This is a genomic window from Acinetobacter sp. YH12235, assembly GCF_013417705.1.
Classification (GTDB): domain Bacteria; phylum Pseudomonadota; class Gammaproteobacteria; order Pseudomonadales; family Moraxellaceae; genus Acinetobacter.
The window spans coordinates 15,006-34,319 of sequence record NZ_VPDL01000003.1 but is presented as its reverse complement, the minus strand read 5'-3'; the positions used below and the strand labels follow the sequence as shown (position 1 = coordinate 34,319).

Annotated in this window: 18 protein-coding genes; 11 read left to right on the top strand and 7 right to left on the bottom strand. The window is 43.8% G+C overall.

Annotated features, from left to right (window positions below):
- Position 1: 1 nt before the first annotated feature.
- Together FTV13_RS02555 and nagZ are read right to left on the bottom strand one after the other, a co-directional pair.
- Positions 2–865 (bottom strand): class I SAM-dependent methyltransferase, encoded by an 864-nt coding sequence (locus FTV13_RS02555; protein ID WP_180010887.1) that lies wholly within the window; start codon positions 863–865, stop codon positions 2–4.
- A gap of 123 nt (positions 866–988) precedes the next feature.
- Positions 989–2,011 (bottom strand): beta-N-acetylhexosaminidase, encoded by a 1,023-nt coding sequence (nagZ, locus tag FTV13_RS02550; protein ID WP_180010885.1) that lies wholly within the window; start codon positions 2,009–2,011, stop codon positions 989–991.
- A gap of 199 nt (positions 2,012–2,210) precedes the next feature.
- Here nagZ and FTV13_RS02545 point away from each other — a divergent pair, with 199 nt between their 5' ends.
- From FTV13_RS02545 to FTV13_RS02510, 8 genes are all read left to right on the top strand, one after another.
- Positions 2,211–4,400: a carboxy terminal-processing peptidase gene (locus FTV13_RS02545; RefSeq protein WP_180010883.1), complete on the top strand. Its 2,190-nt coding sequence runs from the start codon at positions 2,211–2,213 to the stop codon at positions 4,398–4,400.
- A 426-nt stretch (positions 4,401–4,826) separates the two neighbouring features.
- Positions 4,827–6,884 (top strand): EAL domain-containing protein, encoded by a 2,058-nt coding sequence (locus tag FTV13_RS02540; protein WP_180010881.1) that lies wholly within the window; start codon positions 4,827–4,829, stop codon positions 6,882–6,884.
- A gap of 287 nt (positions 6,885–7,171) precedes the next feature.
- Positions 7,172–8,764, top strand: a complete 1,593-nt coding sequence (locus tag FTV13_RS02535; protein ID WP_180010879.1) for a peptide chain release factor 3 — start codon at positions 7,172–7,174, stop codon at positions 8,762–8,764.
- A 95-nt stretch (positions 8,765–8,859) separates the two neighbouring features.
- Complete coding sequence (locus tag FTV13_RS02530; RefSeq protein WP_180010877.1) at positions 8,860–9,687, top strand: hypothetical protein; 828 nt, start codon at positions 8,860–8,862, stop codon at positions 9,685–9,687.
- Positions 9,688–9,736: 49 nt separating this feature from the next.
- Positions 9,737–10,699 (top strand): RsiV family protein, encoded by a 963-nt coding sequence (locus FTV13_RS02525; RefSeq protein WP_180010875.1) that lies wholly within the window; start codon positions 9,737–9,739, stop codon positions 10,697–10,699.
- The gene (locus FTV13_RS02520) at positions 10,696–11,517 is read left to right on the top strand and encodes a TatD family hydrolase (protein ID WP_171505610.1); all 822 of its coding nucleotides are present in this window, start codon (positions 10,696–10,698) and stop codon (positions 11,515–11,517) included. Before FTV13_RS02525 ends, FTV13_RS02520 begins: the two co-directional genes overlap by 4 nt.
- Before the next feature lie 128 nt (positions 11,518–11,645).
- The gene (locus FTV13_RS02515; protein WP_004782067.1) at positions 11,646–12,452 is read left to right on the top strand and encodes an enoyl-ACP reductase; all 807 of its coding nucleotides are present in this window, start codon (positions 11,646–11,648) and stop codon (positions 12,450–12,452) included.
- Positions 12,453–12,641: 189 nt separating this feature from the next.
- Positions 12,642–13,040: a cytochrome b562 gene (locus FTV13_RS02510; protein WP_180010873.1), complete on the top strand. Its 399-nt coding sequence runs from the start codon at positions 12,642–12,644 to the stop codon at positions 13,038–13,040.
- A gap of 51 nt (positions 13,041–13,091) precedes the next feature.
- On the opposite strand, the gene secB is transcribed toward FTV13_RS02510, so the two are convergent.
- The 4 genes from secB to rsgA form a co-directional block, all read right to left on the bottom strand.
- Complete coding sequence (gene secB, locus FTV13_RS02505; protein ID WP_004782070.1) at positions 13,092–13,550, bottom strand: protein-export chaperone SecB; 459 nt, start codon at positions 13,548–13,550, stop codon at positions 13,092–13,094.
- Positions 13,551–13,585: 35 nt separating this feature from the next.
- Positions 13,586–13,840, bottom strand: coding sequence for a glutaredoxin 3 (gene grxC, locus FTV13_RS02500; RefSeq protein WP_004782071.1), 255 nt, complete (start codon positions 13,838–13,840; stop codon positions 13,586–13,588).
- A gap of 21 nt (positions 13,841–13,861) precedes the next feature.
- Positions 13,862–14,269, bottom strand: a complete 408-nt coding sequence (locus FTV13_RS02495) for a rhodanese-like domain-containing protein (RefSeq protein ID WP_005232169.1) — start codon at positions 14,267–14,269, stop codon at positions 13,862–13,864.
- A 93-nt stretch (positions 14,270–14,362) separates the two neighbouring features.
- Entirely contained in the window at positions 14,363–15,421 is a 1,059-nt protein-coding gene (gene rsgA / locus FTV13_RS02490; protein WP_179992385.1) for a ribosome small subunit-dependent GTPase A, read from the bottom strand.
- Between the two features lie 125 nt (positions 15,422–15,546).
- Here rsgA and orn point away from each other — a divergent pair, with 125 nt between their 5' ends.
- Positions 15,547–16,101, top strand: coding sequence for an oligoribonuclease (gene orn, locus FTV13_RS02485; RefSeq protein ID WP_004782074.1), 555 nt, complete (start codon positions 15,547–15,549; stop codon positions 16,099–16,101).
- 35 nt (positions 16,102–16,136) lie between these two features.
- Here the strand turns inward: orn and FTV13_RS02480 are convergent, their stop codons facing one another.
- Positions 16,137–16,385 carry a hypothetical protein gene (locus FTV13_RS02480; protein WP_159124233.1) on the bottom strand — a complete coding sequence of 83 codons (249 nt, stop codon included), beginning with the start codon at positions 16,383–16,385 and terminating at the stop codon, positions 16,137–16,139.
- 198 nt (positions 16,386–16,583) lie between these two features.
- Between FTV13_RS02480 and FTV13_RS02475 the strand changes: the two genes are divergently transcribed.
- Together FTV13_RS02475 and FTV13_RS02470 are read left to right on the top strand one after the other, a co-directional pair.
- The gene (locus FTV13_RS02475) at positions 16,584–17,354 is read left to right on the top strand and encodes a ThiF family adenylyltransferase (protein WP_180010872.1); all 771 of its coding nucleotides are present in this window, start codon (positions 16,584–16,586) and stop codon (positions 17,352–17,354) included.
- Between the two features lie 102 nt (positions 17,355–17,456).
- Positions 17,457–19,271, top strand: coding sequence for a tetratricopeptide repeat protein (locus FTV13_RS02470; protein ID WP_180010870.1), 1,815 nt, complete (start codon positions 17,457–17,459; stop codon positions 19,269–19,271).
- Positions 19,272–19,314: the final 43 nt, after the last annotated feature.

Sequence of the window (19,314 nt, the reverse complement as noted above, 5' to 3'; positions counted from 1 at the left end):
ATTAAACGCTGTTTTTTTTCACCGCATGAATCATCCAGACTAAATCGCCCAAATGTTCATCCTGTTCATAATGAGGACTCTGCTGTCGAGGTTCTGCAAAATAACGTTGTGGCTGTTCGACCTCCACCCGCATAAACCCAGCTTGCTGAAAAAACTGCTGTAGTTCTTGGGGCGATTTAAAATGAAAGGTGAATGCACTGCGTGAGATAAATTTTAGCAGACGACTACAGGCCCAGATAAAGCTTGCCAGTCTGTTTTTGACCGGTTCAGGGTAAATATCACTGAGATAATGCACTTCACTGAAACCTTGACCATATTCGTTAATACCTTTGAGCAAGGTAAACAGCATTTTTTGATCAAAGTAATTGATCAGGCCTTCATTAATAATGACTAAAGGCTGCTGCGGGTCAAAGACTTTAAAAATATTCGCCAGTTCTGCACTAAAAATATCGCCGCTCAATACTTCCGGGGCATCCTGATCAATCTGCTGCAAAGCATTAGTTTTGATCTTGGCCATATCGGGCAGATCCAATTCCCGATAATTAATCCCGGGAAATTTCTGTCTAAAATTCCAGCTGCGTGGGGATAAGCCACTGGCAATTTCCAGTACCTGTAATTGAGGATATTCACTAATTAACTGACCTAAGTGTTCGTCAATCATTTGATGACGCTGTTTCAGGGTGGTGCGCATACTGCCACCTACATGACGCTCAGCCCATGACTCCAATGGATGAACCAGTTTGGCAAGGAATTTACCTTTAGAGGTGGCAAATACCGGATGTGAAATCCCCATTTTGTACCAGATATAGCCAGTATAATGTGCAGTAAAAGAAATATGGCGGTGTTGTGAAAGAGATTCTGTCATGTCGTCCTGACCTTATTGTTGTTTTAATTCAATGCTGCTCATCAATATAGCAGTCTTTTCAACATGATAATAAAAAAGGAACACCTTGTCGTGTTCCTTTGTCGTATTCAGATCATTTAAAAATTACAGAACCTGATCTCTAAACTGGCTGATTTCATCACGGATCTGGCACCACTCATCTCCAAGATTCAGTTCAGTGCCGATCTGAATCTCTGCAATTTTTCCGCGCATGCGTTCCAGACGCTGCTGATTTGGCAGCGGTAGCTCCTGAATGCCTTCAAGTGCGATACACTGTGCTGCGCGATCATTGCAGACTAACCCCATATCACAACCTGCTTTCAATGCCGCCTGAATACGGGCATCGGCACCACCAGCCACACAGGCAGCCTGCATGCTTAAATCATCCGAGAACAGTACGCCGTCGAATCCAAGTTCTTGACGTAACACTTTCTGAATCCAGAATTCTGAAAAACCGGCTGGATTTGGATCAACCTGACTATAGATAACATGGGCAGGCATAAGCGCATCCAGTTGGGATTGTAACTGGATAAAAGTCTGCATATCCTTTTGCTGGATTTCTTCATAGCTGCGCATATCAATGGCAGCGGTCACATGCGAATCGGCCTTAACCGAACCATGTCCCGGGAAATGCTTACCGGTCGAAGCCATGCCAGCACGCTTCATACCTTTCAGAAAAGCACTAGCTAGTGGAATAATATCCTGAATATTTCTGGCAAAGCTACGGTCGCCAATCACATCACTAATATCATTCAGATCCAGTATAGGCGCAAAACTGAAGTCAATTCCGACAGCCAGTACTTCAGTCGCCATCAACCAGCCACATTTCTCGGCCAGTTCCAGCGCTTTTTCACGATCCGTCTGATAAAGCTCACCAAATTTGCCCATGGCAGGCAGCAGGGTAAAGCCCTGTTTCAGGCGCTGTACCCGGCCACCTTCCTGATCCACCGCAATCAGAATATCTGGACGGACCTGACGCATATGATCAGTCAAAGCGCGGACTTGGGCAGGAGATTCAATATTGCGACCGAATAAAATCACACCACCGACTTGTGGTGCACCCAAGAGTTCAATATCTTCTTGAGTAAGGGTAGTGCCTGCGATGTCGAGCATCAATGCGCCAATCATATGCGGAATCCATTTTAGAATTTTCGGGGAAAACAATACCTGAATTCTGCAATGATTTGCTACACTTTGTCAGCACAGAATATGATAAAACTACACGACATAAACATATTAAGTTGTTTAAGATGCTGAATACTTTAAGTTCTGCTCGAAAAGCAACACGGTCAAATTGGTCTTGAGGCCAAGGAAGTACGAATTATTTATGAAATTTCAAACAATAGCTTGTGCAGTTGCGATTGCGACAGGCGGATTATTTTTTACCCATGTGGTGAATGATGCAATTGCAGCTGATGGTAAAGAAGTAGTCAGCAAAGCAGTGCTTCAACCTTCTCAAGAACAGGCATTGGTATCCCGACAACTGGCAACTCTCGTTGATCGCCAACATTATTTGAATATGCGTCTGGATGCTCAGACTTCACAGCGTATCTTTGATTTTTATATTGATAGTCTGGATGCAGATCACAGTCTTTTTCTGGCATCTGAAATAGAAGATTATAAAAAACGCTATGGCGCTACTTTCGGTGCCAATCTGAAAGCCGGCAATTTGTCTGGCCCTTATGAAATTCATGCGCAGTATCGTGAGCGTTTAGCCCAGTTCTATACCTTTATGCTGGAAGAACTGAAAAAACCGCAAAACCTGAATCAGAAGAATGTATATATTGAAACGGATCGCGAAAAAGCGCCATTCTTTAAAACTCAGGCTGAACAACGTGCTCACTGGTCAAAAATGCTGGTTTCTCAGCTGATTAACCTGACGATCAGTAAGGAAGAAGAGCAAGCTAAGCAGAATGCACTCAAAGCCAATCCAGAACTGGCAAATGGCCAGGATCTGACTGGGCCGGAAGATTTAACGCCTGCTCAAACTCTGACTAAGCGTTATACCCGTCAGTTAGAGCGTCTCAGCCGGATCAAGAGTGATGATGTGCTGGACAAAACCCTGAATGCGATGATGCTGACTTATGATCCGCACAGTAATTATTTCCCGCCTGTAGATGCGATGGAGCTGAACCGTCAGACTACATTGCAGCTGGAAGGGATTGGGGTGTCGATTCGTCCGGAACGTGGTAATGAAGATTACACCAAGATTGAAACCATTGTAGAAGGTGGGCCTGCCAGCAAATCAGGACAGGTAAAATCAGGTGACCGTATTGTTGGCGTTGCTCAAGACGGCGAACAGATGGTTGATGTAATCGGCTGGCCGAGCAATGAAATTGTTGGCCTGATTCGTGGTAAGCGCGGCACCAAAGTAACGCTGAAGTTATTAGGCCCGGGTGCGACCATGGGACAGGCGCGTAATGTTAGTCTTGTACGTGATGTGATTCAGGAAGAAGATGCCGGGGTTAGAACCCGTACCGTTGAAATCCAGCGTGATGGTAAAAAATATCAATATGGTGTGATTGAAATTCCATCTTTCTATCTGAACTATCGTGCCCGTCGTGCGGGTACCGACTACCGTTCCGTATCAGAAGATACCAATAAGGCCCTGAAAGAGCTGGCTGCGAAGAATGTTGCCGGTATTATTGTAGACTTGCGCAATAACCCGGGTGGTTCACTTGAAGAAGTGGCACGTATGCTGGGACAGGTGATCAAGTCAGGTCCTGTGGTTCAGATTCGTGATGGTAACGGTAATGTCAGCGTCTTTGAAGATGATGATGGTGGTGCACAAACTTATGCCGGTCCATTGGCAGTAATGGTGAACCTGGCTTCTGCATCTGCAAGTGAAATTTATTCAGCAGCAATTCAGGATTATGAACGTGGCATCGTGATTGGTAGTACCACAACAGGTAAAGGAACTGCGCAGGTTCAGCTGGATAGCTTGGCACATGGTCAGGCAACACTGACTCAGCGTAAGTTCTACCGTGTGACGGGGGGTAGTACCCAAAACAAGGGCGTGATTCCGGATATCAAGCTGGTCGATATCTATAACGAAGAGTTTGGTGAACGTAAGGCTAAAAATGCCCTAGAGTGGGATACGATTCCAACTGCACCATTTAAACGTGAAGGTGTGGTACAAAAATATGTACCGGAACTGGCCAAGTTATCTCAACAGCGTGTCGCTCAGAATCCTCAATTCAAGTATCTGGAACAGCGTACAGCGGCTATGAAAAAAGTCGAAGACCAAAAACGTGTAGTTCTGGATCTGGAACAGCGTAAAGCTGAGTTGCTGGATATCGAGCGTAAAGCTTTAGAAGCTGAAAATGCCCGCCGTGCTGCAACCGGCCTGAAACCTTATCCAAACTGGGAAAGTTATCAGGCATCTCTGGATGCCATGGTTGAAGCCCGGGCGAAAATGAAAACCAAAGAGCGTCCGGCATTACCGGAAGAAGAAGCTTTTGTGCTGGAAGCCGCACATGTCTTGGCTGACTATGCTCAAGTACAGTCAAAACAGTAACTTTAACATAAAGTAATATAAGTTCTAAAAACAGCCTATTTCGATAGGCTGTTTTTTTGTGCAAATAAAATGCAATATCAATTAAATATAAAGTGCTATGTAACTAAATAAAAAAGAAAAATTTGTGATTTATGTCGAATAAAAAAGCTGGAATATTAAATTTAATCAATTGATAAAATCTCAAAGACTTCTAATATATAAGCTGAATTTTTATTTTATCGATTCAGGGCAATTTTAAACTTCACTCCAGCTACTGAAGAGATAAAAATATTGCAATAAATTTTGTATATAGCTTCAAGTTTGAAGCAGTCGGGATGAACTCTGAAAAGAGTATTTTATTTTTTATAGGGCGTAAATTTAGCGGGGAATCGTGCGAATACAGCTGCGCAATAAAATAAAAATGATCGCCCAGATGGAACATTTTATATGATTCATGCTCATCATGATGTCAGTCTGCTCATTGGATCGATGGCTGTGGCATTTATTGCCTGCTATTTGACGCTTACGCTTGAGCAGATGCTATTTCGTAATGTATCGCTAAGGTTGAAAACCCTTATTTTACTGTTCAGCGGTGGCTTGCTGGGGCTAGCAATCTGGGGAATGCATTATGTCGGCATGACGGCAGCTCATTTTCCTGATGCTTATGATATCGATACTGCACTCACCTTAAGTTCTTATGTGATTGGCTTTGTGGGAGCAACCTTTGCCATCTGGCTCACCACCCGTAAAACTTTGCCTTGTGCCCGTCTGATTCTAGGGGCTGTCCTGATGGGGCTGGGTATGTCAGGAATGCACTATGTGGGCATGCTGGGCCTGAATGTTAAAAATCATGTGACTGCCTATCACCCTTTATTAATGATCTGTTCGATTCTGATTGCGACAAGTGGGGCTGGACTCAGTTTCTGGGTGGCATTCAAATATCGACAGGCAGTGCAAAGTACGATCCGGATGAAGCTCGTGGTCGCAAGTATGCTCACGTTGACCATTGTCGGGATGCATTATACGGGAATGGCGGCACTCAGTTTTTATGAAAATGCCCATCCATTGAGCCAGATCAGTCATTCCCACTATGACTTGCTATTTTCAGTCATCCTGATTAGTTGTCTGGTACTGGTGACTGCATTTGGCGTAGCCATGCTGGAGTTACGCTTTGAATCACGTAACCGTCAGCTGATGCTGGCCAATAAAGAGCTGGCGAATCAGGCGATTCAGGATAATCTCACCAAACTGCCAAACCGTTTATATCTGGTCAAATATGCACAATTGCTGTTTTCTGGCCGGCAGCAAGATGCTCAGCATGAAATCGCTTTTTTATATATTGATTTGGATCGCTTTAAAGCCGTGAATGATGTGTTTGGCCATCACGTTGGGGATCAGCTACTGATTCAGCTGGCTTATCGTATTCATCAAATTCTGGGAGATGATTCCAAACTGCTGCGGATCGGTGGCGATGAATTTCTGCTGGTGCTGGAAAATACTACAGTAGAGCAGGCCTCGAAAATATCAGAAAAGATTCTGGAACTGATTCAGGAAAGTTTCCAGATCAGTGGCAAGACCATCAATATCTCGGGCAGTATCGGGATCGCCATGTATCCGAAGCATGGCCAGAATCTGCAGGATCTGCTGATCAATGCAGATGCCGCCATGTTGACTTCCAAGTATCAGGGACGGAATACCTATTCTGTTTTTAATTTCTCGACCGATCAGCATGAAAGCAAAAGCCAGAGTAAACTGATCAATGATCTGTATAAGGCAGTAGAAGAACAGCAATTTATCTTGGTTTATCAGCCAAAATTTACCCATGATGAGCAGATCTGTGGTGTAGAAGCGCTAATCCGCTGGAAGCACCCATTGCATGGTTTGCTGGGTCCGAATATGTTTATTCCCGGAGCAGAAAAAACCGGTTTGATTATTCCGATGGGCTACTGGGCTCTAGAGCAGGCCTGCAAACAGATTCAGCTCTGGGAAGCTGATCATGCTGATTTTTTCCCAATCGGCGTCAATTTATCTGCGGTTCAGTTTGAGCATAAGCATCTGATCAGCACACTGGAACAACTTCTGAATCAATATGAAATTGATCCTCAACATTTGATGATCGAGATTACCGAATCGACTGCCATGCATCATATTGATTCGAGTATCCGGACTTTGCAGCAGTTGCGTCAAATGGGCATCCAGTTGGCGATTGATGATTTTGGTACCGGGCATTCTAGCTTCCTGTATTTAAAAAACCTGCCTGTCGATGAGCTGAAAATTGACAAGGAATTTATTCAGGGTCTGAGTGCAGGTTCCAAGGAAGAAATGATTCTTGAAAGTATTATTCAGCTGGCCATTAAACTCGGTTTAAAAGTGACAGCTGAAGGAATTGAAACTGTGCAGCAGGCAGAAATTTTAACCCGTTTGGGCTGTCAGCAGATGCAGGGCTATCTGCTGGGTAAACCGATGGATGTCGAGCAACTTGAAGCTAGGGCCTTTGTTTCTTGAACCCGGTAAATCACTATTTAGAATTTTTTATTATTAAACTAATCAATTGTAAATTATAAAATTTATGTGGTTATCGATTTATAATTTCTAGATTGGGTAGTGAATTAAATCCGTTAAATCGACGAGCCAAAAAAATATCAGTTCAACCAGAAAAGAGAATGGGAAACTGCGATTTCTCCAGTTTATAGGGCTGCTTATTGGCTCTAGAAATCTGCTACAATATCGTCAATTTTTCATATTGATCGTATTTGATCTTGAGCACTGCGGTTCTGCAGTAGGTATTTTCCATGAGTTTTAAAGATGAGTTAGCGGCACAGGTCGCTCAGCGACGTACATTCGCCATTATTTCCCACCCCGATGCCGGTAAAACCACCATGACAGAAAAACTGCTGTTATGGGGTCAGGCCATTCAGGTTGCAGGTATGGTGAAAAGCCGTAAATCGGATCGTGCAGCCACTTCTGACTGGATGGAAATGGAAAAAGAGCGTGGGATTTCGATCACCACGTCCGTCATGCAGTTCCCGTTCAAGGACAAGATGATTAACCTGCTCGATACCCCGGGACATGAAGATTTCTCGGAAGATACTTACCGTACCCTCACTGCGGTAGACTCAGCGCTGATGGTGATTGACGGTGCAAAAGGTGTCGAGGAACGTACCATTAAATTGATGGAAGTGTGTCGTATGCGTGACACCCCCATCATTTCTTTCGTCAACAAAATGGACCGTGAAATCCGTGAGCCTTTAGAGCTGCTGGATGAAATTGAAAATGTCCTGAAAATTAAATGTGTGCCGATTACCTGGCCACTCGGTACAGGACGTGACTTTGCAGGTGTCTATAACCTGCTCGAAGAAAAGTTCTATGTCTATAAAGCCGGTTTTGGTTCAGTGATTACTGATATCGAAGTTCGTGATGGCTATGATCATGCAGACTTACGTGAAAAAGTCGGAGAGCTGGCTTGGGCTGCGTTTGAAGAATCGTTGGAACTGGTACAAATGGCGAATGAGCCATTAGATCGTGAAGAATTCCTGGCAGGCCGTCAAACTCCAGTGCTGTTCGGTACAGCTTTAGGTAACTTCGGTGTCGACCATGTTCTGGATACATTTAGCGAATATGCACCGCCTCCCAAAGCGCATCCGACTCAAGACCGTAAAGTAGAGGCAGATGAAGAAGGTTTCACAGGCTTTATCTTCAAGATTCAGGCCAATATGGACCCGAAACATCGTGACCGTATCGCCTTCATGCGAATCTGTTCAGGTAAGTATGAAAAAGGCATGAAAATGAAGCATGTGCGTATCGATAAAGATATCCGCATTAGCGACGCCTTGACCTTCCTGGCTGGTGACCGTCAGCATCTGGAAGAAGCATGGCCGGGTGATATTATCGGTCTGCATAACCACGGTACCATCCAGATCGGTGATACCTTCACTTCAGGTGAAAAACTGCAATTTACTGGTATTCCGCACTTTGCACCGGAAATGTTCCGCCGTGTCCGTCTGAAAGATCCATTAAAGTCAAAACAGCTGCAAAAAGGTCTGAAAGAGCTTTCTGAAGAAGGTGCGACTCAGGTATTCATGCCACAAAACAGCAATGACCTGATTGTTGGTGCTGTGGGTGTGCTGCAGTTCGAAGTGGTAGCATATCGTCTGAAAGAAGAGTACAAGGTGGACTGTATTTATGAGCCAGTGAGCATCAATACAGTACGTTGGGTGTCTTGTGCAGATGAGAAGAAATTCAACGAATTCAAGAAAAAAGCCCATGACCAGTTATCTGTTGATGGTGGGGGTCATTTGACTTATCTTGCACCAAGCCGAGTGAACTTACAGCTGATGCAAGAACGTTATCCAGATATCGTATTCCGTAATACACGCGAACACTAAGCCTTCAGGCTTGGAAAATGTTAAACAGCTTCTCCGGAAGCTGTTTTATTTTGTGCTACATTTAAACCACTCATTACTTATATCTCTAAAAAATCATGAAGTTTAGTAAGGAAATCCTGCTCGGTTCAGTCATTGGCTGTAGTTTGTTACTTGGAGCATGTGATAAAAATGAAAAAAAACAGCCAGCGACAGAACAAAAAAAATCTGCAGCAGTCACCCCTGAAGAAAAAGCCAAATTTTTGCCTTACCTGAATATTCAGGAGAAATCGGCCGATATTGCCTTGCCATTTTGTGAGACCAAAAACTGTATTAATCTGGATATTCAGACCTTAAAGACAGCCGATGCCTGGCTAAACCAGTCTATTGAAAAGCAGCAGGCGAAAGTGATTCAGGATCAAATTGGCCTAAAGCAGGATATGAGCCTGCAGCAGGCGGTTAATGCCTATGTAAAAAAATCCGATGCCTGGCAAGCCCAGCTCAAACTGAATAAGGCCTACGAATTATCTCTTTATACCCGCATTCCTTATCAGCGTAATCAATTTGTGTTAATGCAAATTGGGGTAGACAGCACACAGGAAAATATCCGCGTTAATGAACGCTATTATTTTTTTGTGGCTGACCGGCTGCAGCAAAAAATACTCAGTCCTCTGGATATTATCAATCCTGAACAGCAGTTGCAGATGGACCAAATTGTGCAGCAGGCTTACCAAAAATGGTTAAAGGACAATAATGCAGAAGTCCAGCAGAAAGCTCCAAAAAAACTGTATTGGGGGCAGGCGGACTGGTTCTTTGATCAGGAAGGAATTGGTCTACATTATCGGAGTCAGGAAATTAGCAAAGATGCCAAACAACTGGACATCTATTTAACCAAAGAACAAACACAACAAGTCTTGAAAGTGGATATTTATCAGAATATGTTCTAACAGGTAGGTCCTGCAAGGATAAATGATGATGTTGAATAAAGGTTAATGCATGTCAAATTATAAGAATGTTTTATGTCTGTCAGTATTGGCATCAGCAGTTTTGCTGAGTGCCTGCCAGCCTAAGGAAAGAGAGCCGAAAGAACCTGCTGCACCTGAAGTGGTACAGGCTCAGCCTGAAGTGCTGAAGCTGAGCGGTGATACTGAGAAGCTGAAACTGGCCTTGCCTGAATGTGAAGGAAAAAACTGTCCTGAGATTTCTATTGAGCGATTGAAAAGCAATCAGCCATTTATTGATGAATGGATAGATCAGCAGATTCTGCAGCAGCTACAGGGTATTTTGTCTATTGATGCGATCGAACCGGCGAAAGCATCGGCTGCCAGTGAAGCTGAAGCCGCTGCTTCCGAACCGCAAACCGCATTAGCCAATGTCAAAACTCCAAAACAGCAGCTTGAACAGCAGATTCAGCCGCATATGCAGACTTTCCTGAATCTGGATAAGGAGTTGAAAGCACTCAGTGCCAGTCATAGTATTAGCCTGATGATCAAACCGAGAATTCTACAGTCTGGTGATCCACTCGCGACTGTGGTCTTAAACAGTACTCATTATCTCGGTGGTGCGCATGGCGCTTCTGCTCAAACCTACTACAATTTTGATCTTGAGCAGAAAAAGCTGTTTAAGCTGGACGATATCATTCTGCCTAAACAAAAGGCTCAGCTCGAAGCCAAAGCTTATGAGGCTTTTAAAACCTGGGTGATGGAATCTAAACTGGCCAATGATGTAGCCGAATATGAACAGGCCTGGAAATTCAAACTGACGGATAATTTCTATCTGTCTAAACAGGGACTGGCGCTGCAATATGCTGAATATGAAATTGGTCCTTATGTGGTCGGTTTGCCACGTCTGGTCATTCCTTATGAACAGTTGAATGGCATTTTGAAACCTGAATATCTGCCTCAAACAGAGAACGCTGCTTCAGAAGCCCAGCCTGCAACTCCTGCCAAAGCACGCTGATGGTTTCGTTATTTGATACCCATACCCATTTTGATGTTCCCGATTTTGATCATGATCGGGAACAGCTGGCTTATGCATCCAAAGCAGCAGGGGTGGAGCATCTGGTTTTAATCGGTTTTTTACAGAGCCGGTTTAAGGATTTATTGCAGACGCATCATTTTATTAATCAGTTAGACAATGCGCCTCAAAGTCATCTGGCACCCGGCCTGCATCCATTTTATATTGAGCAGCATCAACCTGAGCATTTACAGGATCTGGAGCAGTTATTAAGCACAGAGCCTTGTATTGCCATTGGTGAAATTGGTCTGGATACTTTCGATAAACGGCATAAACAGCCGGAACTTTTTCAGAAACAGAAAGATTTTTTTGCTGCACAGCTGGAACTGGCGCAGCAGTTTGATAAACCTGTGTTACTGCATATCCGCAAATCTCATGCCGATGTTTTACAGATTCTAAAACAGCATCAGTTTAAACAGGGCGGTATTGCCCATGCCTTTGGTGGCGGGATTGAAGAAGCCAAAGCCTTTATCAAGCTGGGCTTCAAGCTTGGAATAACAGGACAAATCACCAATCCGAATGCCAAAAAACTGCATCAGGTAGTACAGCAGGTAGGACCGGAACATCTGGTACTTGAAACCGATTGTCCGGACATGACGCCCTTATGTTGCCAGCATTCGACAGAACAGCGGACTCGCAATACGCCTGCCAATCTGCCTTATGTCCTGCAAGGCTTGGCCAAGAGTCTGCATATGGATCAGGATGAACTGGCACAGCAGCTCTGGAAAAACACCCATCAGGCTTTACATCTGGCGATCTAAGATAAAACCCTACATCGGTCGGAAAGCGTATTTCAATGTATGATCCAGTGAAAAAAGGTGCATTATGCAATTTCTAAAATGCTTTAGACTTGGCATCATGCATATAAATTATTTTGAGTGAGATTCACATGGCACAAGGACTATTGGCGGGTAAGCGCTTCTTGATCGCAGGTATTGCAAGTAAATTATCAATTGCTTTTGGTATTGCTCAGGCATTACATCGTGAAGGTGCAGAACTCGCTTTTACTTATCCAAATGAAAAGCTGAAAAAACGTGTAGATGATTTTGCTGCACAATTCGGTTCGGAATTGGTTTTTCCTTGTGATGTGGCCGTAGATGCTGAAATTGACAATGCATTTGCAGAACTGGCAAAACACTGGGATGGTCTGGATGGTGTCGTACATTCAATCGGTTTTGCACCAGCACATACCCTAGATGGTGATTTTACTGATGTGACTGACCGTGAAGGTTTCAAGATTGCCCATGATATCAGTGCTTACAGCTTTATCGCGATGGCACGCGCTGCGAAGCCATTACTGGCTGCACGTCAAGGCTGCCTGTTAACGCTGACTTACCAAGGTTCTGAACGCGTGATGCCAAACTACAACGTGATGGGTCTGGCGAAAGCCTCTTTAGAAGCAGGTGTACGTTACCTGGCATCTAGCCTGGGTGCAGAAGGTATCCGTGTGAATGCCATCTCAGCTGGTCCAATCCGTACATTGGCAGCATCTGGCATTAAATCATTCCGTAAAATGCTGGATCTGAATGAAAAAGTGGCTCCACTAAAACGCAATGTGACCATTGAAGATGTCGGTAATGCAGCATTGTTCCTGTGCTCACCATGGGCGAACGGGATTACTGGTGAAATCATGTATGTCGATGCTGGTTATAATACAGTGGGCATGAGTGCTGAACTGATGCTGGATGCAGAATAAGTCTCTTTAAGAGATTAATTCTCAGCAGAGAAAAACCCTCAAGTTTTTGAGGGTTTTTTATTTTTAACTCTAATTGTTAATGATGTAAGTCTGATGACAAGTGATACAAGAATTTGGATCAAAATAATTTATCTTTCAGGACTTTCCCACTAAGATGCTTAATATAAAAACAATACAGGACAATTAAGGATGTTTAAAAATTTTTTAATCAGCATGATTTTTGTGATGGGAACTGTGGGGATCACCACGTCGGGCATGGCAGCAGACAATCACTATCATGACAATATGCATGAACTTGACCATCATTTAAAAAATTTCAAATCTGCCAAGGATAGCAAAGAAGCGCGGGCAGCATTGCAAGGCATGCAAAAATCTGTGGAAGTCTGCCAGAAAAATTTACCCTCAGGTCTACAAAAGCTAAAATCCAAAGATGCAAAAATTACGGCTTATCAGGGATTGTTAACTGACTTATTGAAAGAGATTAAACAAGCTGAGCAACTTGTTGCAGCCAATCAGCTAGCCAAAGCACAAACATTGACAGGGAAAATGGATCAGATTAAAAAGCAGGGGCATCAAGCCTTTAAATAAGCCATAAAAAAGACCGCAATTGCGGTCTTTTTTAACTTCAAGATCAAGTGATTAAGCTTGACCTTCAACAGCAGCAGCTTGCGCACGTTGCATGTTCGCTTCAAATTCAGCATCGAAGTTGATTGGAGTAAGCAGCAATTGCGGGAAGCTACCTTTAGTGACCATATCATTCACCGCTTCACGAAGGAACGGGAACAGAATGTTCGGGCAGTAAGCACCAAGAATGTATGGCAGACGCTCTTCTTCAACGCCATCAATCAGGAAAATCCCTGCTTGAGTCACGTCAACGATAAACGCTGTATCACCTTCATTGGTTGCTTGAACCACAACTTTTAAAGCCACTTCAAAATGAGTCGGATCAATTTTTTCTGCAGAAGAAGAAAGGTTGATGTTTAACTCAGGTTGCCATTGCTTGGTAAAAACTTGTGCCCCAGGAACTTCAAAAGAAATATCTTTAGTGTAAATACGCTCTAATGCCAATTGTGGTTGAGCTTGTTGTTCTTCACTCATTCTTTAATCCTTGATATGAGGTAGGTTTTAGTAAATTAAGCCAATAATTCGTCTAGTTTGCCTTCACGCTCTAGGGCATAAAGTTGATCAAAACCGCCGATAAATTGTTCATTAATAAAAATCTGTGGCACGGTACGATGATTGGTGCGTTGCATCAATTCAAGACGCACTTCAGGGGCTTCATTCGATAAATTAATTTCTTTGAATGCAACACCTTTGCGCTCAAGGAGCTGTTTTGCACGGATACAATACGGACATACTGTCGTCGAATAGATAGTAACTTCAGCCATGATCAATCTCCTGTTCGCAGATTATTTGCTTTTCACCAAAGGTAAACCTTGAGCTTTCCAGTTTGTAATGCCGCCATCCAGACGGTAGGCATCTGCATGACCTACCTGTTGAAGCGCAGAACCTGCAACTTGCCCAAGATTACAAATGAACACCAACGGGCGATCAGATGCTTTTAACTCATCAACGTGTTTTGTAATTTGGCTGTATGGAATGTTACGGCTACCACTGATGTGACCTTCACGGAAGTCTTTGGCATCACGTAAATCAATCAGCATGGCATTTTTTGCTTTAACTAAAATTCCCAGCGATTGCGGAGAGATTTTGCGACCATTACGTTGACCTTCGATGATGAAGAAGACAACCACGAGTACCGCGAGTGTTCCAAACAAGAAGGGGTGATTCCCCATAAACTCGAACCAACGTTCCACAATTCACCTAATTACAATTTTAAAATTGCCAAGAGTATAGCTCATAAATATGGTGATCAAAATCACCGCTTCAAGGGCTAAGCCTTAAGAAAATTAATTTTTTTGCTGCGCTTCGTTAATTTCGCCGATTAAACGTAAATAGCTTTCCAGCCGGCGCGGCAAAATTTCCCCTGTTGATGCTGCCTGACGTAAGGCACACTGCTTTTCATGCTTATGTGTGCAGTTACGGAACTGGCAGTGACCGAGCAAGTTTTCAATTTCCGGAAAACCACTTTGGACTTTATCCAAGGTCAGATGCCAGAGACCAAATTCACGAATCCCTGGTGAGTCGATGAGAGCAGCGCCATCGCCAAAGGAAATCAGACGTGTGGAGGTCGTCGTATGCTGACCCAGTGCCGAGTTTTCAGAAATGACATTAGTTTTCTGTGCAGCATCCGGGACGATCGCATTAATCAGCGTGCTTTTACCTACACCAGACTGACCGACAAACGCTACAGTTTCCTCATTCAGACGAGCGGATAGTTCTGTCAGATCGCCATCGGACTGGGTTTGCATCACTTCATAACCCAAATCTTTATATTCTTTAAGCAGATCCAGAATTGGATCATTTTCCTTAAGCAAATCTGATTTATTCAGAACTAAAAGTGCTGGAATCTCTGCATCTGCGCAAGCCACCAGATAACGGTCAATCAAACCCGGTGCTGGTTCAGGCAATGGGGCGAACACAATCACAATCAGGGAAATATTGGCGGCAACCGGTTTAACCTTGTGGTAACGGTCAGGACGGGTCAGCAAAGAAGTGCGCGGATGAATCGCTGTAATAATGCCGAGTCCGGTATTGGGATCAGCCTGCCATTTGACCCGGTCACCTGTTACCAGCAATTCCAGGTTAGTTCGGGTATGGCAGCGCCAGACACTCCCTAGTTCAATCGGCTTCCAGAATGGCTCAGGTTCACCTTCAGCCACGACCGGTTTTTCAGGATGCTGTTCAGGTACAGACAAGGCCTGGACTTCAAGCTGGCGGCCATAATGCTGCACGACCAGTCCTTCCAGGTCTTGAGAGGTATCGATCTCTTCCTGACGCGTTTTGTGCTGTTTTTGAATACGACGTTGTTGTTGTTCAGTTAAACGACGTTTACGTATTAAAGCCATTCAAATCCTAAAAAAACCATGGGAGCGAGATGGCAAAAATAGCATGAAGCGGGGTGTCAGTTACAGCATCGACGTAATAAATTTGCTACTATAAATGTTTTATAGCCTAATAAGATTGCACATTTATGAGCAGCACCCCGGATAGCCGCCTGATTTGGATTGACCTGGAAATGACAGGTCTGGATACAGATAATGACCAGATTATTGAAGTTGCCACGATTGTAACGGACGATAACCTAAATATTCTTGCCGAAGGGCCCGTGCTAGCTGTGCATCAATCTGACCGTATCCTGAATGCGATGGACGAGTGGAATACTCGCCAGCATGGTCAGTCTGGCCTGATTGAGCGTGTACGCCGCAGTAAATTGACTGCTCAGGATGCAGAACGTGAAACGATTGAATTCCTGAAAAAATGGGTCAATCCAAAAGTATCGCCGATGTGTGGTAACTCGATCTGTCAGGACCGTCGCTTTCTGCACCGTTTAATGCCTGAACTGGAACAGTATTTCCATTACCGTAATCTAGACGTATCTTCAGTAAAAGAGCTGGCAAAACGCTGGCGCCCTGAAATCATGAGTGGTCTGAAGAAAAATGCTTCGCATCTAGCGATGGATGATATCCGTGATTCGATTGCTGAACTGAAATATTATCGTGAATATTTCTTCATTATGAATAAATAATCCGAGCAAATAAAAAAGAGGCGAAAGCTTCTTTTTTATTGCTTGGCAGAAAGTTTCTTGTGATAAAAGTTTTCACTGCTTTCAAACAGTACCCAGGTCAGAAGCACCAGAGCAAGATGGGTTTGGGTTTCATATTGATCCAAGATAATCAAAGCAAATAATCCCAAAGTCAGGATACGGATCATGATACTGAGATAATAATTTTTCTGCTTTTTAAAGGTTAAACCGTAAAGATAGAGCAGGAACAGGAAAACCATCAGGGCAAAAAGGGCGTTAAATAGCATGCTGATCTGGCTCCCTTTAGGACAATAATAATTGAAATATTGTGAAGTTTATGATGGTTGTAATTTGATCGATTTTACGTGTGTTAACGATGGCACAAGAAAGCTTTTTTGACTGATTTTGTATCTGAATTTTAGTGGCAGTAAAGTGTCCATGATTTTGCTAAAATGCTCTGGTGTTTTTCTTGCTATTGATGACCTATGACTGATCTGCTTCAAGATGATGAGTATGACCGCCGTTTTGCGGGTGTAGCCAAAATTTATGGTAACGATAGCTTTCATCATTATGAAAACAGTCACGTGATGGTGATCGGAATTGGCGGTGTTGGTTCATGGGCAGTCGAAGCATTGGCACGTACCGGGATTGGTGAGCTCACACTGGTCGATATGGATGTGGTCGCAGCATCGAATATTAACCGTCAGTTACCAGCTATGACGGCGACACTAGGATGTGAAAAAATCGAAATCATGGCAGAACGCTGCCGTTCGATTAATCCACGCATCAAGATCAATCTGATTGACGATTATCTGACGCCAGAAAATGTGAAAGAAATTCTGTCAGGAAATCCTGACATCATTCTGGACTGTATCGATGACGTCAAAGCGAAATTTGCCTTGATGCTGCATTGCCGTTTTAACAAGGTTCCATTGATTGTATCCGGTGGAGCAGGCGGTAAACTGGATCCCTTAAAAATCCGGGTAGCCGATTTATCCAGAACCGAACAGGATCCAATGCTGGCAAAATTACGTGCGCAATTACGTGCTAAAGGCATCTGTAAAAAGCCAAAAGAAAAATTTGGCATCACTTGTGTCTACTCTATCGATAACCCATTCTCGAGTGCAGATGTTTGTGCAAGCGCAGGCTTACGCTGTGGTGGTTATGGGTCTGCAGTGGTAGTGACATCTAGCTTCGCCATGGTTGCGGTATCGGAAGTATTGAAAAAGCTCGATAGTAAAAGACTTAAAGCCTGATTGAGTCAAAAAAAAGCACACGATCTGTGCTTTTTTTTATGCTAAGTTTAAAATGAATTTTTATACATATAACAAAAACAATCTTTTGGTTTTGGAGCAGCTATGTGGTTTTTGCTAGTGCTGGTTTTGGGGATTGGGGCTTTAGCAATCTGGATGTGGAAACGTCCTGATCCGGTGAAACGTGATCAGGCCAAAGCCGTGCATCATGATCTATGGATTGAACAGATTGATGCTCAATTGAAGTATGCAACCCGTCTAAGTACGGATCCGCATCACCCGGACTATGGACGTGCCTATCAAATTTATCAGGGGCTGGCCCAGCAGCAGGAATTGCCGCAGGCTTATGTGGGCATGGCCCTAATGCACTTAAACGGACAGGGCTGTGAGCAGAGCACAGAAAAAGCGATTAGTTTTCTTGAAAAAGCTTATAGTTTAGGTGGTGAGGATGCGGCCTATCATTTAGGCCAGATCTATGATGGTCATCAATACCAATTAAATGATCCTGAAAAAGCCTTGTACTGGTATCGGCATGCGGTCGTGCGTGGTCATCTGGATGCGCAGTATCGCATCACTGAGCTGGCTGAATCTGACCATGACACTGCAGAACAGCAACGTCTGCAACTGTTAATTCAAAATGCCGAGCAGGGACATGCCAATTCACAGTATCAGTTAGCCCAATATTATTTGGCGGATGGTGCAGCGCAAGATTTAAGTCTGGGTATTCACTATCTGTTTCTGGCAGCACAGCAGGACCACTTGGCGGCCAATCAGGATATTGCCGAAGCCTATGCAAATGGCAAAATCTTGCCCAAAGATCAACAGCAGGCTTTGAGTTTCATTAAACGCTGTATTCATCTCGGTGATCAGAGTGGTTTATATGATTACTATGCCGGCGTGTTACTCGGTACTATTGATCCTGATCAACGTCAACGGGTGTTTAAGCATCTATTACAGCAGTCCAAAGAACATAAAGATGCACAGGCCAAAACCCTGATCGGTCTGGCTTATTTTCATGGCTGGTATGTGCAAAAAAATGAAACCATGGCATTTCGTTACTGGTCTGAAGCAGCACAAACCCAGCATTCTCAGGCCTTGAGTCTGATTGCTGCACTATATTTTGAATCCTATCTGGTCGAACATGAACCGGAGAAAGCATTTGAACTCTATCAACATGCTTTGCAAAATGATCCTGATCATGGCTTCAGTCAGATGGGCCTGGCACTCTGTTATTTAAACGGAGTAGGTATAGCCAAAGATACGGCTAAAGCTACCCAAATGATTCAGGCAATTGCACAGCAAGAGCAACTTGTAGCACAGTCTGAAGCTGATCTGATTTATATAGTGGGACGTTTTTATGGCTTGCCTGAATATCCGCTGCCGACCCGAGAAAAGGCAATTCAATATTTGAATCAGGCGGTGGCGAAAGGATCAAGTAAGGCTGCCTGGTATCTGTATCAAGCATATTCTGGTTTTTATCCAGTCTTTGAATTGAATGAGGAACAGGCCAAACGTTATCTGCATCAGGCAGCTCAATTGGGCAATGCACAAGCCCAGACCGAATTAGGCTTAATGTATTTAAAGGGCAAAAAGGTGGAGCAGGATACGGCTTTAGGACTGAAATATCTGGAACAGGCTGCGAGCCAGCATAATGGTCTCGCACTAAATGCTTTAGGTGAGGCTTTGGAACAAGGAATTGGCATTGAAGCCAATTTGGATCAGGCAATCCAGTGCTATCGTAAAGCGGCTGCGCAGGTGAATGCTGATGCTTATAGTCATCTGGGGCGCTTATATACCAAAGGCATTGGTGTAGAACGTGATATTGCAATTGCCCGTCAATGGCTAGAAAAAGGCAGTCTGTTAGGACATGAGCCTTCTATTGAACAGCTCAACAATGTAAATGCTTATCTGCATATGTAAACTTCAATAAAAAAACCGCTGACTAACAGCGGTCTTTTTTGAG

What these genes read in the sequence shown, in the direction of transcription:
- FTV13_RS02555 (WP_180010887.1), bottom strand. Translation starts at nt 865, where the DNA reads ATGACAGAATCTCTTTCACAACACCGCCATATTTCTTTTACTGCACAT.
- nagZ (WP_180010885.1), bottom strand. Translation starts at nt 2,011, where the DNA reads ATGATTGGCGCATTGATGCTCGACATCGCAGGCACTACCCTTACTCAA.
- FTV13_RS02545 (WP_180010883.1), top strand. Translation starts at nt 2,211, where the DNA reads ATGAAATTTCAAACAATAGCTTGTGCAGTTGCGATTGCGACAGGCGGA.
- FTV13_RS02540 (WP_180010881.1), top strand. Translation starts at nt 4,827, where the DNA reads ATGATTCATGCTCATCATGATGTCAGTCTGCTCATTGGATCGATGGCT.
- FTV13_RS02535 (WP_180010879.1), top strand. Translation starts at nt 7,172, where the DNA reads ATGAGTTTTAAAGATGAGTTAGCGGCACAGGTCGCTCAGCGACGTACA.
- FTV13_RS02530 (WP_180010877.1), top strand. Translation starts at nt 8,860, where the DNA reads ATGAAGTTTAGTAAGGAAATCCTGCTCGGTTCAGTCATTGGCTGTAGT.
- FTV13_RS02525 (WP_180010875.1), top strand. Translation starts at nt 9,737, where the DNA reads ATGTCAAATTATAAGAATGTTTTATGTCTGTCAGTATTGGCATCAGCA.
- FTV13_RS02515 (WP_004782067.1), top strand. Translation starts at nt 11,646, where the DNA reads ATGGCACAAGGACTATTGGCGGGTAAGCGCTTCTTGATCGCAGGTATT.
- FTV13_RS02510 (WP_180010873.1), top strand. Translation starts at nt 12,642, where the DNA reads ATGTTTAAAAATTTTTTAATCAGCATGATTTTTGTGATGGGAACTGTG.
- secB (WP_004782070.1), bottom strand. Translation starts at nt 13,550, where the DNA reads ATGAGTGAAGAACAACAAGCTCAACCACAATTGGCATTAGAGCGTATT.
- grxC (WP_004782071.1), bottom strand. Translation starts at nt 13,840, where the DNA reads ATGGCTGAAGTTACTATCTATTCGACGACAGTATGTCCGTATTGTATC.
- rsgA (WP_179992385.1), bottom strand. Translation starts at nt 15,421, where the DNA reads ATGGCTTTAATACGTAAACGTCGTTTAACTGAACAACAACAACGTCGT.
- orn (WP_004782074.1), top strand. Translation starts at nt 15,547, where the DNA reads ATGAGCAGCACCCCGGATAGCCGCCTGATTTGGATTGACCTGGAAATG.
- FTV13_RS02480 (WP_159124233.1), bottom strand. Translation starts at nt 16,385, where the DNA reads ATGCTATTTAACGCCCTTTTTGCCCTGATGGTTTTCCTGTTCCTGCTC.
- FTV13_RS02475 (WP_180010872.1), top strand. Translation starts at nt 16,584, where the DNA reads ATGACTGATCTGCTTCAAGATGATGAGTATGACCGCCGTTTTGCGGGT.
- FTV13_RS02470 (WP_180010870.1), top strand. Translation starts at nt 17,457, where the DNA reads ATGTGGTTTTTGCTAGTGCTGGTTTTGGGGATTGGGGCTTTAGCAATC.